At 50.4% G+C, this 13,428-nt stretch carries 10 protein-coding genes; 5 read left to right on the forward strand and 5 right to left on the reverse strand.

The genetic code is table 11. The annotated features are described in order from the left end of the window. Positions 1-179: 179 nt before the first annotated feature. A complete protein-coding gene (locus AM590_RS04010; protein ID WP_058826339.1) occupies positions 180-2,147 on the reverse strand; it encodes a hypothetical protein in 1,968 nt (655 codons plus the stop codon). After that, positions 2,147-3,283: a hypothetical protein gene (locus tag AM590_RS19730; RefSeq protein ID WP_082677657.1), complete on the reverse strand. Its 1,137-nt coding sequence runs from the start codon at positions 3,281-3,283 to the stop codon at positions 2,147-2,149. The genes AM590_RS04010 and AM590_RS19730 overlap by 1 nt, the downstream gene beginning before the upstream one ends. Positions 3,284-3,860: 577 nt before the next feature. Here AM590_RS19730 and AM590_RS04015 point away from each other — a divergent pair. Genes AM590_RS04015 through AM590_RS20345 form a run of 4 tightly spaced genes read left to right on the forward strand, consistent with a single transcriptional unit; the run spans position 3,861 to position 5,448 of the window. After that, positions 3,861-4,199, forward strand: coding sequence for a hypothetical protein (locus AM590_RS04015; RefSeq protein ID WP_058826340.1), 339 nt, complete (start codon positions 3,861-3,863; stop codon positions 4,197-4,199). Positions 4,200-4,246: 47 nt separating this feature from the next. Then, on the forward strand, positions 4,247-4,483 hold the full coding sequence (locus AM590_RS04020) for a hypothetical protein (RefSeq protein WP_058826341.1): 237 nt from the start codon (positions 4,247-4,249) through the stop codon (positions 4,481-4,483). 3 nt (positions 4,484-4,486) lie between these two features. Continuing rightward, positions 4,487-4,783 (forward strand): hypothetical protein, encoded by a 297-nt coding sequence (locus tag AM590_RS04025; RefSeq protein WP_058826342.1) that lies wholly within the window; start codon positions 4,487-4,489, stop codon positions 4,781-4,783. Between the two features lie 53 nt (positions 4,784-4,836). Then, a complete protein-coding gene (locus AM590_RS20345; protein ID WP_157575418.1) occupies positions 4,837-5,448 on the forward strand; it encodes a hypothetical protein in 612 nt (203 codons plus the stop codon). A gap of 10 nt (positions 5,449-5,458) precedes the next feature. On the opposite strand, the gene AM590_RS04030 is transcribed toward AM590_RS20345, so the two are convergent. The 3 genes from AM590_RS04030 to AM590_RS04040 form a co-directional block, all read right to left on the reverse strand. Then, complete coding sequence (locus AM590_RS04030; RefSeq protein WP_058826343.1) at positions 5,459-6,577, reverse strand: hypothetical protein; 1,119 nt, start codon at positions 6,575-6,577, stop codon at positions 5,459-5,461. Further along, complete coding sequence (locus tag AM590_RS04035; RefSeq protein ID WP_058826344.1) at positions 6,574-7,659, reverse strand: hypothetical protein; 1,086 nt, start codon at positions 7,657-7,659, stop codon at positions 6,574-6,576. The genes AM590_RS04030 and AM590_RS04035 overlap by 4 nt, the downstream gene beginning before the upstream one ends. A 98-nt stretch (positions 7,660-7,757) precedes the next feature. Further along, the gene (locus tag AM590_RS04040) at positions 7,758-8,279 is read right to left on the reverse strand and encodes a hypothetical protein (protein WP_157575419.1); all 522 of its coding nucleotides are present in this window, start codon (positions 8,277-8,279) and stop codon (positions 7,758-7,760) included. Between the two features lie 89 nt (positions 8,280-8,368). Between AM590_RS04040 and AM590_RS21325 the strand changes: the two genes are divergently transcribed. After that, the gene (locus AM590_RS21325) at positions 8,369-13,417 is read left to right on the forward strand and encodes a glycine rich domain-containing protein (RefSeq protein ID WP_157575420.1); all 5,049 of its coding nucleotides are present in this window, start codon (positions 8,369-8,371) and stop codon (positions 13,415-13,417) included. Positions 13,418-13,428 lie beyond the last annotated feature (11 nt).

A 13,428-nucleotide genomic window follows, 5' to 3' on the forward strand; every position in this document is an offset into this window, starting at 1 on the left:
CGAAGGATCATCTTGCAGGGTCGCTGAGCTCATTCCACCTCAGCATTCACCCTGCTCTTTGGTGTGCTAATCGTTCTATGACACCCTCATTGTAGTTAAACGCCCTGTGCAATTATTCGTTTCTCTACTTCTGCATTCTTCTCCGTCTCCACTTCCCACCTTCAAAACCCAGCTGAATCCTATTCTGGGTCCTCGGAGTCCATTTGGAACAGCACTCCATCGAGCTCCTCACTTTGTATGTATCCCCGGAGCCGGACTTCCATCTCTACAAAGTCATGAGGTGCGTTAGTATACGGGATTGACTCCAGAGGCTTGTTCGGCATATCAATTACCTCGGCTTCCTCTCCTGGCGTAGCTTCCAGATTGAATACTATGTCGTCTTCAACGAACTCGACCCCGTGGCTTTCGTTCTCCAAAAGCAGGAGGGCAGAATACGTTTCCGTGGCTTCAGTGAGGACAGGGATGTCCAAGAAGGTGTGATGGGAGTTGGGGAAATCGCTTCCGTGTGTGAACCGGTCGTCTTCTAAGAGCTTTCTGCGGTGCTCTCCGGCCCTGAAGAGGATTACTGAAGGATGTCTTCGCTCCACCTGATCTTCTATTTCATCGAGTAACTCGTCGACAGTATCTACCGTGTGCTCCTCGAGGGTCAGCCGTCTCAAAACGTACTCTCGATAACTGTCTAAAATACTCCGGAAATTGCCTGTTGGAGATTTGTGTACTGCTTCCTCAGGCACGAAGTTTCGCTTACGCGGATATCCAACTGAGACCTTGATACCGTCAAGATCCGGGGGGAACGGTTTCTGCTTCAGCAGTCCGATTTCTTTCAGTGCTTGCCTCAACAGGCACGAGCTATCGAATTGGTCGTTCACCTCTTTTTCCCAAGAGTCGACGTACTCTGATTCGATAGGATGGTTCCTCATCCGCATTATATCCTGTTTCTCAGCGTGTGACAGTGCTCTATCCAGGGTTTCAGACAGTTTCTCTATTCTCTCGTTTATATCAACCTGGTCGTCTAGGAGGAAGTCCAGAGGATAGTCGTCTTCAAATTCTTCAATTGCATCCAGTAGGCTGTTGATCTCAATCCGTTCCCTGCTTCCTGTAGGGAATGGCAGTTCTTCAGGGGTAGAGTTCGAGAAGTTCTCTTGAGTGTCTTCGTCGAACAGATACAGTGAAAACGCCAGGTAGAACGAGGGTATCCAACTGTTCGCCCCCATAGAGGTCATAACTGGGCCGAGTGACTGCTGCAGTTGTCTGCTTGTCTCCCAATCTTCCCAGTAAGGCACCTCACCGAGAATGGATTGAATCTCGAAGTAGGTCTCTGTAAGAGAGCTAATGGAGGAGAAGTTCTGCTCGGCGTATTTCTGAAGCAGTTCCTCGATAAACTCTTCCTCAGAAATTATCCCCTTCACGTAGAGGTTGTATCCCCAGGAGTAGCCGGCGAATTTCTGTATCTGGATTCGCTTCCGGAAGGTGTTAGCGATCTCCTGCTTTTGATCAAGGAAGTCCTCGTTGTACTCGCTTTCCGAGGTTCCGAGCGGCAGGTACTGGGCTCGTTCAAATACTCTTACGTCCTCCAGATTGTGGTGAAGTCGTTTGATAGACTCCTTACATCCGTTTTCAATAGAGCATCGCCAGAGCTCACGGTAGTACTGGAGAAGAGTGTCGATGATTTCCTGGCTTTTAGCTAATCTGTCGACACTGTCTACGTCTTCGAAGGTCTGAGTTGTTCCGAACTGGATATGGCTGAATCTCTCGAAGATATTCCCTACAGCGTCGTCAAATCCAGGGTTCGGATATGACTGCACATAGCACCCGGTGATGGAGTTAAGCAGTTGATCGAAGGCCTCCAGATCATTTGCTTGACGGGAGTAATTAGCGATCGCTGATATCGAGTCGATAATGCTTGTTCTAAGATCCTCGTCAGCACCGTTCTCAAGCACTGTATCGTACAGCTCGATGTACTGGCGTCTGCAGAAAGCATAGTTCGACCGGAACTGACCATTTGAGTCCGTTTCCTTGTCGATCAGTTCCTGAATCAGCTCTGCGATGTGAGAGAGATTATCTGAGAGTTCCTGTCCTTTTCCCTCCCGGATTGAGGCCTCTGCATTGTCGAAGAAGTGCTCCAGATAGTCTTCGTAGTTGGGCATCAGTTTTCCCTACGTGTCCGCAGTCCACGACGCAGTTGTTCCGTGAGCTCTTCTACTGTCTCGTCATCGATATCTCCTTCTAAAGAGAGAACTGTGGTATCTTCAGCGAGAGAAAGGCCTACTGTCGGGTTCTTCCTTATACTGGTAGCAGGCTCTTGGTCAACAATCTCTGAAACATTTTCCATCCTTTTCAAGTTGATATCTGTGATAACCCCTCGTTTTTCGATGTCTCTCGAAGAGATTGTGGTCTGATCTAACCCGAAGTTTGGCATACCTATCGATACCTGTTCGAAGTTGTGTACCGTCTCTGAGAGTACTTGGTTCGGGGTAGAACTTTCTCTTATGAGGTCCTTCTCTAAATCGGCTTTTGCGTATTCTTTAACCTCCTCGTCTAGATCTGTGTAGAACAAGAGATCTAATGCATCCAAGAATCGCCCAGCTACAGACACGATAGACGACACAAACAGTACAGCGGTTATATAGACTGGTAGAAGCCCTACGTCCTGTGCTGAAGATTGTGTGAAGGCGATTACTCCAAGAAGCAGGTTAGAGCCGAAGACAAAGGTAACTGTCCAGATTGATCCAATATCCTCGACGAACAACCTTGTTAATTCGTCGCTTAGGGAGTTACTGTAGATCTCTTCCCAGACAAAAGTCAGGGCAACAAAGCTGAAACCGATGATGACTGCGTGTACCTGCCATGCTGTTCCAAGTACACTGCTCTGGACGTTGAGCGTGAAGTCGTTTAGTAGAGTTGAATGAAGGAGAGAGATTGAACCTCCTACAACCACTGCTGCAGCAACTAGGAAAAGCCCTTTCAGGACTTCCACTCTTCGGCGTTCCCGAGATTTAAACACTCGAAGAAGCGGTACAAAGCCTGAGTAGCTGTATTTCCGGTAAAGTGATCGCAGTTGCAGTGACCAGGGGGATAGGAAGAAACCTCGTTTCCACATCCATCCTAAAGTCAGGAGGAGTGCTGCGATGACGGCGGACGTGAGGATCTGCCAGCTCACATCCAGAACCTGGTTGAGGAAGACGAACAGGGTAGATACGATTACAGCTAAAGTCCCGAAGCGGATCACTGAGGTTCCCAGTGATCGCGTGTTCATGGCGGATATTTGTCTTCGGGAGGCCATTCTCTTTTGAGGAATTATTCAATCCATTGGTTAAAGCATGGTGTTGTTCCGTCTTCTCGTCTCTTTGATTGGCCTGTCCGGAAGAAGGAGTGGGCTATGTTTTCTCTACTTTCACTGTGGTTACCTGACCTATATGCCCTTGGCAGTGTTCAGGTCTTGTTAGAGGGCGTTCCTAGCCCTCAGTCACACGCACCCCGAATCCCGTCCCCCTCTTTGGAGGCTACGATATATGGCTGCTCAGGAACCACAGCGTCTCGGAGTCTGCCCGTTCTGCCGCGAAGAGATCTACCGCCGTCACACCCTGATCAGGTACGAGAATCAGTCGGGAGAAGAGGAGGCCTGGACAGAGTGTCCGAGCTGCAACGAGGTAGTCCACCCCGAATGAGCTCTAGTTTACTGGAAGGAGTGAAGCGGGTTCTGAGACCTTCAAGCGAGGATTTGTTTGAGTGCCGTCGGTGCGGTAAGACTCTCGATCGAGATGCTGACGAGTGCTCCGAGTGCGGATGCGAAGAAGTCGTACGGTACGAGTTCTGAAATTCTTCACTCAAAGGGTTTCAAAAATGCTCACTGACAAGTAGTGTTCTATGGTGAAGCCGGTATCACTGATGTAGAGTTTGAAGACGGTGCTTTTGACGTAGCTGACGACAATGATAAATCAGAATGCGAGTTGCCCGAGGAGATAGTTGAGAAATGGATTTACAGGGGTAAAGGAATCCAGCTCTATGATTCCATAGACAAACAGTTCCTGTTCGTCCATCAGAAGACGGTGGTGGTTACAGATTACAGTCCTCGGAGAGATACTTGGATCGTAGAGCAGGTGTTTAGAAGCAGTGGTTTTCGCAGGAAGAAAGGCCTTGACAGGTATTCTGATGTTGATCCTGAGGACTTCAAGAGGTCTTGCCGGGAGAACCAGTGAACTACCCGTCCTCTTGTTTTAAAAATACTTTTCATTAAACAGGTATCATGGGAGCACTGGATTGGTTGGACAACCAAATCACCTACCTAATACTGTTTGAGGTAGCGATTACGTTCATCTCGTTCGGCGTTTTGCTGGCGGTGTTCTGGGTTCTCGGTGAAGTCCCGTATCTTCAGTTCGACATGCAGACGTTCCTCAACGACCACGGCGTAATCCTGTTTCTGGGGTTGTTCATCCACGAGCTTGGACGGGCAGGATTCCACAGAGTAATGCGAGGGATGTAACAGATGTGGAAGTTGGTACTGGTTTTGGCGTTGCTTCCTGGCTACGTTTTCTTGATGACGTCAGCCCCTCAGTTCGGTGACTCCTGCAGTGACCAAGATTCTCGCAACAAGGTCGGTGATGTAGACGGTGTGTCTGAATCGGTAGAGATCTGTACCGAGGTTGAGTCGGAGGTCGAGAAGCAGTTGTTCGGGTTGATCTGGCTGCCGGTCTACAAATGGGGTATCAACGTTGCACAGCTGCATTACGCCTTCTTCTTTACCTGGGGTGCTGGAGTCGTGTATGTGCTTTTCCGTACCTGACCCCTCTGTTTTAAAAGTAGTAAATCCGGTTTCTTTTACAGAAGCTTTCCCAGGTGACAGAACCAATCAACCTAAATAGATACTCTCTGGCCCTCAGTTTTATTCTTGCAGCAGCACTGGTTTCAGTCCCTCAACTACCGGATCAGAGTGTACAAGACCCGGTAGAGACAGGTGAAACACTACAGTGGGATGGTAACGTAACTACGGAGATCTACAACAAAGAAGGCGAGCTGATCCACTCCTCGTTCCAAGAGAACTTGGTGACGGACGAGGGACGTGACTATCTTGCAGATCGTTCTCTGGGCCAGGCCTCAGAACCAACTATCAGCCACATCGGTCTCAGTAACGCTTCCAGTTTCTCCGCCTCCGCTACAAGAGGTTATCTGAAAGGTGAGATCGAAGCCGATTCAACGAACCTGACTCGTGGAGACGCCAGCTACGTAAGGCAGAAAACCGGTACTGGATGCCTCGAAGTCGAAGCAACCTGGGTAGCAGACGAGTACGTTGACGGGATCAAAGGCACCGGCTTGTTCGTAGCTGACGAAACCGGAGACACACAGGTCGACAGCAACGTAGTAGAAGTCGCAGAAGCCTCGCTTTCTCCCGAGAAAATATTACAGGACGGATACCGTTATAGGCAGTCGTGGAGCGTCTGTTTCAACTGACATCAACGGTTTAGAACGCTCCATAGCTTCCAAGATCCGTCTCCGGATCAAACTCATCCCGGGTCTTATCATACGCCAACTGCCCGACCTGAACCTTACCAATGTTATCGAAATACTTCGGCTTCACAGCGTTCTCCGCATGATCCGGGCCACGAGTCCCGGAATACATGACCCTGTAATCACTGTCATCAGACCGGAGATCATCATCCTCATCCGAGAAAACCCCTGTCTTCAAAGCCATATCCAGCAGTCTATCCACTTCCGACGACACAACCTGTTTCCGCCGCTCACCGCTGCACTGGATCTGAAGCCCCTTGTCAAATAACTCGTAGAACGTGTCGTGGGCGAACTCGGACTTGTGTTCGTCGTCGAACTCGAACTTCTCCTTGACAACCTGGTATACGAGTTGCTGAAGAGGGAACACCGGATGGGTGCCGACCGTGTACTTCAACGGGTCCTCACGGCGCATGTAATCCAGTTGCTCTGAGAAAGCTGACCGGAGATCGGCATGGACGAATGAACCGTTCTCGTGCATCATCCACTTGTCCTCGACGTCCGCAGACCAGACAGCGTAGGTATCAGCGTCACAGTTCCGGTCAAGCACTGAGAAATCCATCTCCACGGTATCATCCGTCCGGGTCAACGTTACATACTGGAAGGACAGATCATCGTTCTCGATGCCCAGCTGCGAGGTCAGGACACTTCGGTTGTCCCGTGACTCGAACACCCGCCGTGCCTCGTTCACGTTCTCAATCCAGTCCTTCCTGCTCTCACCGCCTATCTCGCAGCAAACCACGCAGAAGTACGCTCCGTTGTACTCCGGTTTCACCAGTAGGGCATCTGCCGGGTTCTCGTCTACGGCTTGCAGAGGATCCACACCGACATACCGGAATCCGCTTTCAGAACGTCCTGCACCCTCCCGAGGATGGAAACAGGCAGCTGCCGCCTTCACCAATTTCAAATGCTCTTCCGCCTCGTTGAACCGGGTCTGCAACCGGCGTTCCATGGTATCTTCGTCGAAATCGTCCAGGTTATCGTCAAAATCCTCTTCGAACCGTTCCTGGTTCCTGGAGCTTAGATCCTCTAGATATCCGTCATCGAACGTCCAAGGGTCCTCGGGATCTTTCATACAACTTCGATGGCCTCAGGATCTGCCTCGATGTGATCGTCGACGAAATTGTAGATACGGAAGGACTGATCGATCCCGGTGTCTTCCCTTGGATAGATCCTTATCGCGTCTTCCTTTGTCCGGACAGCGGTTTTCCCGTAGTTGTTCTTATCCATTAACTCGGCGTCGAATCCTCGTGAATCGAGGTAGGAGTCGAAATGGACGACGCTGAACTCGAGGTTGCTTGCTTCGACGTTCCCTTCGAAGTGGCGGATATCGTCCTTCGCAGGTCGGTCATCCAGTTGTATGGCCCAGGGCTTGCTGTACGGCAGGGAAACGTCTTCAAGGAAACCTGAGCCGTTCTCGTCGTAGTCGGAGGTGTTGATGATCTGTTTGACGAATCGCAGCCGTTTCGTGGATTGGTCGATCAAGGATGCGATGTTGTCTACGCCGCCGTCGATAGCGGTGAACACGCCGTCCTGAGTGATCTGGAATTTGAAGTTGCCGGGTACCTCGAACTGGATGTTGGTAGGGAGGACACCGTACCGGCTTTTCATGTGTCGGTAGGTCTCTAACCCGTCGTCCGCCCAGTACCGCATCGTCCGATCGTATTCAGGCCTTTTTTTGGCCGGGATATCGGTGTGTTTGGAGCGTTTGGCGGTGAACTGTGGGATGATGAGGTCGCGGTGTTCGTCCACCATTTGCTGGCGGAGACGTTCCATCTCTCGTTTCCCGACCCACATCCGGCTCATCGCCCTGTCTTTCTTCAGGTATTCGACCAGGGTGTCAGGGATTTCGTCGGTCTTGTTCGCTGCGGTGAAGAAGATCGGGAACTCGTCGTCCTCCAGGTGGACGTAGTACGGGATGCGTTCGTCGGAGGCCCACAAGAGGAGCAGGTCGTCGCTCTGGTTGACGAGTTTGAAGTGGTTGCTAAGCCTGTCTATGAAGGTTGCCCGGTCGTGGTCGGAGACCGAGCCGATCAAACTGAGTTTGTTGTCCAGTTTCCCGAGATCGACCTCTGAGTTGATGTAGGAGATGAAGTCAGCTCTGGAGGAGAAGTCGCGGTCGATCGCGTCGAGGAAATCCGCTTCTGTACTGGACATTATAGGCTCTCAGTTGTTTGCGTACCTCGGAAGTTATATCCAAGGAGCAAAAAACATTTGTTTCGAGGATATGACTGGTTCGCGGTTTTTCTCCGGTGTTAGAGGATGGATTTGGCGTTTTCCAGTGTATCGACGAGGGAGGAACGGTCGTCTTCCAGGTCTGAGATCTTGTCTCGGAGCTCTTTCTGGTCGGCGGTCATCGCTTCCTCATCTGTGCGGATGGATTTGATGATGGCTTTCTGGGTGAGCAGGCCTGAGTAGTAGGAGACGATGTCGTCGACCTCGTCCTGTGAAAGGATGCCGAGGTTGCCGGCGTTGGACGTGTAGATCTGGGTGGGCAGGGTGCCTGCCGGTGGAAGTTCTGACGGGTCAAGTTCCGGGCTTTCACCGTTGTCGTCAGGTGGGACGGCGGATTCGCTGGAGTTGACTGCTTTGATGACTTGGTCGAGGTCCTGTTCTTCGAGTTCGGAGATCAGTGAGCGACGTAGCTTGGTTTTCTGTTGTCTGCGTCGGTACAGGTAGACTCCGAAACTGGCTGTTATTGTGACTAGGAAGCCGAGCCAGGTGCCGAGGCTTACGTCGGTGAGGATGGACCAGATATCGGCTTGGAGAGGTAGCACCGTTATCATCCCTGTTTTATCCGGTAGTGTATACCAGTTCCCGTCATGTTATCTGACGTTTTTTAAGTATCTTCTGACAATTATCCTGTATGAGGATCCTCGGTGAGAGATATTTCTCCGTAGCTGCAGCACTCATCGTGTTCTCCATTCTGTTAGTGCCTTCTGCTACAGCACAGTCTCAAGACTTGGAGGTAGAGGGCTTGGAAGCGGAGAACGTTAACACGTCCTTCGAGAGCGATAGTATCGGTTTCTCCACCTCGTATATGAATCAGTCTTTGTCCCCTAGACAGGTGTTTGTACCTCAGGAGCTTGAGGACGACTTGGACGCTTTCACCTACAGTCTCCAGTCTTTCGACGAGGATGAGTGGCCGGGAGTCGAGGCACAGCTGTTTCTGCAGATCCAGTACGGAGGCAGGTACAGCAGCGACTACCCTACATCCGAGTTATCAACAGTGCTTGGAGACAATCAGACGGAGACAGGGAATCTCACCTCACATCAGTACATCTACAGCAACTATGACTACGTGAGAACGTCTAACAGCACTTCTGAAGTATTCGATATGGGTTTACAGGACGGGCCAACCCGGTTCGATATCAACGTCAAGTCCCACTACGAGCACCTGATCATCGAATACCAGGTCCTGCAGAACGTCTCGGTGAACGGGTCATCGAATACATCGGAGAAGGTGGTGTGGGAAACAGAAGACGTCTACAGCGGAAACGACACAGAATTGCTCACTACAGAAGCCGGACTCAGGCGTGAAGGAGATAAGGTCTACAATACCATTACTTACGACAATCTGTATGAACCACAGGAAAGCGAACTGGTCTACTTTGTAACTCCGAAAAATGCCTCAATCGACTATATCGACTTCAACCGCTTAGAACACGAACAGGTTGACAAAGGTCTTGGTACGGCGTTAGAGGAAGCTGAGAATACGGGGATCGACCAGGATCTGATTATACAGGATACCGAGGCCTTCGATTATCGAGTTTACAACGTATCCTTCCCTGCAGACAGTAACAGAACTATCGAAGCAGAATACAGCTATGACCCACAGATAAGGGTGCAGGAAGACGGTGTAACAAGGTTCAGATCACCTAAAGAGATCTATACTTACATAATCGGGTCAGCCTCCGTAATAGGTACAGATAGTTACTCTAGTTGGGGCAGTTACAATTACGACATACCTGACAGTGCTGATTTCCTGAACGTTACTTTATACGGAGCAGGAGGAGGCAGCGGGGGAGACGACCAAGAGTTTTATGACTATGATGGGGGTTCTGGAGGGCTCGGAGGATATGTTAAGGCACAGATTGATTTGTCTTCTACTGATGCAGGTTCTTTAGAGGTTAATGTCGGGGAGCGGGGCGGAAACGGAGGAAATTATCAAAGCTATGGGGAATCGTCAGGTGGTGGGGGCGGAGGTGCGACATCTGTGTTTCTCGGTGATTCTGTTAAAGCAGTGGCAGGTGGTGGGGGCGGAGGTGGAGGTAGTGATAGTTCAGAAGGTTATGGAGGTGCGGGAGGTGCGGGAGGAAACGGTAATGGTACAGATGGAGAGAACGGTACAAATAGCTACGAAAACCGGTATACAAATGCTGGTATCGGTGGATGGGGTGTAGGAGCTTGCTGTGGAGGAAGCGGCGGATTTTCGTACGATAACTCTGACGGGACAGACGGTAGCCCTGGGTCTCAGCAAGTATTCAATGGGGCAACGCTTCTTTCGGAGAATACTGGCGGTGGAAACTCTGGTGATGGCCAGGTTGAGATAACCGCTATCAGAACCACGCCCCCTCCTGATCTTTCTTCGGAGTCGCCTGCTGACGGCAGTACTGTGTCTTCTCCTGTTAATTTCAAGTTCAATGCAAGCTGCTTCAGCACCGGTGGGTGTAGCAATGCCTCTCTTCTTATGAACTATACAGCGAATGTTACGGAGGCCTTCCTAACCGACACCCAGAACCAGTGGAATCAAGGAAGTTTCTTAGAGACAGTTGCTTCGAGCGGCCGCATAGAGTTAGCTACAGAAGACATAATAGATAGATTTACAGACGGAGACTATTCCAGCAACCCGTCTTGGACTCATAACGGTATAGGTTCAGCTACAGTAGGTTCATATACTCAGCCAGACGGTACATCAGGCCAAGTATTAGACATCGACATGAACTCACAGGCAACAGAAAGTATCGTAACCCTTGACCATACCTCCTCTAACCCTGTTAAAGACTTTACATGGGTTGGGTCATTCAAGAAACCAAGCGGGGAAAACCATGCAGACGGAGGAATTGCCTTCAGAAGACAAGGGCCAGACACATACTATATTCTAAGAGACGGTTCAGGAGGAAGTAACCTAAGGTTTGCAAAATTCAACGGCTGCGACTCAGGAAGTTGTTCTACAGGCCTCAACAGCGTATCATTCAGTGGTTGCTCAGGAACAGGAGGACAATGGTGCGACATAAAGCTCGTAGTAAACGGTAACACCTTCACAGCATACTCAAAAAACCCCTCAGAGACAAGCTGGACACAAGAGATGCAGGTTTCAGACTCGACCATAACCTCAGCAGGTTCAATAGCTATTGGAGCAAACCTAAACAGCAAAGGAACAACGAACAGAAGAATGCTGTTCGACAACCAGAAACTCCTAAACCAAGGATACAGCAGCGAAGGACAGTACACTTCTAAACTATTTTCATCGTCAACTTCAATAGACTGGACTAGCTCAGATATTCAAAGCAACGTACCAACAAGTACCTCGGTAGAACTTGACTATGGTACTAATGAGTCCGGGACGTGGACGTACTACGATACTGTAGACCAGCTTCCAAAAAGCAGGTATGCACGGTTCAACGCCACTCTGTCCACCAGTGATTCATCGGTTACGCCTACGGTTGATTCTGTAGAGTTGGAGACGTTGAAGAAAGAGGAAGTCTGGAGAAGCGTCAACTCTACATCTGACGTTCAAAATGGTACTACGAACAGTATCGGGTTCAACTTCTCCACTTTGCCGAGTGAGAACTCTCTGCCACAGACTTTTGACTGGAACGTCCAAGTCGAGCAGAGTGACGGGCAGAGTGCGTTCGCTGACTCGAATGATTCGGTTACAGTGGTTGGGGATACCAGTGGTCCGAACTGGTTCAATCTGCAGACTAATGCCTCGGATGAAGGGGTCTTACAGACCAAGTCCTTGAACATCTCCGCAAGCTGGAGGGATAACGTTTCAGGACTCGAAGAGGCGTTTCTGGCGACGAACGAGACCGGGACGTGGAAGAACTACACCGGTAAAGAGGGTTCTTGGAGTGTCGGTGAGACCCGGAATTATACGTTCAACGGTCCTTCTGCTGAGAACTCCAGTTACAATGTTTCTCTGGACCCAGGTAAGTACCGTGTCACGGTTTACGGAGCAAACGGAGGCTCTAAACAGTTCAGTGGAGGAAAAGGAGGCTATATCAAAGGACAATTCAAATCCTTCACTTCTCAGGATTTGAGTATCTGGGTAGGTGAAAAAGGAGAAGATGGCGGAGGATCATCTAATCAGGGTGGCTGGGGCAGACATTTTGGAGGGGACGGCGGCATATGGGATACAGGATTTGGAATTAGACGTGGAGGTGCAGGAGGCGGTTCAACTGAAATTCTTTTAGACAGAACACTGGTTGCCGCTGCTGACGCAGGTGGAGGATCTGGAGGCACAGATTCATGTGACACTCAAGCAGTGGGCGGGGGAGGAGGAGCCAGAGGAGGACAAGGAGGGACGGATGGGTATCATCCAGGAGAAGATGCTGGAGGCGAAGGGTTGGGAGGAGACGGAAGTCACTGTACGCCTCCAGAAGACGGTGGTCAGGAAGCAGGAACTGCGTTGACTGTTTTAGAGCAGGAAACGGGCGGCTCTACGAGAGATACTCGGAGCAACGGGTATGTCACAGTTGAGTACGTCGAGCCTCCTACAGTCGAAAAGTTTGACGGCGAGACCGGTGAGAGGGTGGTCTCTGATTTTGTTTGGAAGAATGAATCCTTTACCGGGAATCTGGGCTACAGGATCTATGCCAGGGATGGTGCTGGGAACTGGAATCGGACGGAGACCGGATCTGTCCAGGTTCAAGGAGTTGTAACTTCAAGTATTAATGACTCTGTCAATCTTTCCGGGTCAACCAGCAGCTACGGAGAGTTCTTCGGAGACAGTAGTGTAGCGGTCTCTCTGTCTGAAGCTGTTTCCTCACTGGCCTCCACCACAGAAATCTTTCAGGATAAGTTTGGGGTCACCGCTGACGTCGAGGACAACGTCACCGCATTCAGTCAAATAACTACACCGGTCACGGTCTCCCTGGAGATCTCTTCCCTTGGGTACACCGAAGACAACCAAACCGATACAGTCCCGGTAACCGGTTCCACAGACTCCCAAGTCATGGTATCAGACAAGGCGTTAGATACCATCAACGTCAGTACAGAGGTGAAGGTCCTCGGTATCTCAGCCCGCGAGACCCTCAACTCGACAATCCAACTAAGCACAGGTACCATCGGCCAAGGAATTATCGACGAAGAACTCTCCTCCACGATAGCTGTCACGGTCGACGATATCACCGATACAGTATCAGAACATACCTCGCTAACGAGCAAAGTCGACGTCACCGACCAAAACCAAGACCAAGTGAACGCCTCCGACAGCACCACTGCCAGTATACAGGTCAACGAAGAAGTCTCCACATACGCAGAGAAATTCGGAGAGCTACTCACACCGGTAAACGTAGCAACCAAGACAGACTCACAGGGAACCGCTTCAACCCAGTTATACACCGACATCGGATTGTCCACAACTCTTGAGACAGGTGTACTGGCATTAGACTACATCTCCACAGCAATCAACATCGATGAGATCTGCTGGGCCGGAAGTCCATGTTACCAGGATATCACAGGAAACCAGACAGGGAACCAGACCCAACAACAGCCCGGTGATGGGACCGGAGTGATCGGAGGCGACGAACCTATCACCATCATCAAGCCCGTCCCTATCGAGAGAAGTCTCCCTGAGTGGATGCAGATTTACTACCAGCAGCACAGAAACGCTATACATGGTTTCGGTCTGTTCCTGTTAGCGGCTACTGGTTTCCTGTCCCTGCGGAAGATCCTACGATTCATTTTATAAACAGGCTTTCA

It is taken from the genome of Haloferax sp. Q22 (genome assembly GCF_001482285.1).
In the GTDB taxonomy this organism is placed as follows: domain Archaea; phylum Halobacteriota; class Halobacteria; order Halobacteriales; family Haloferacaceae; genus Haloferax.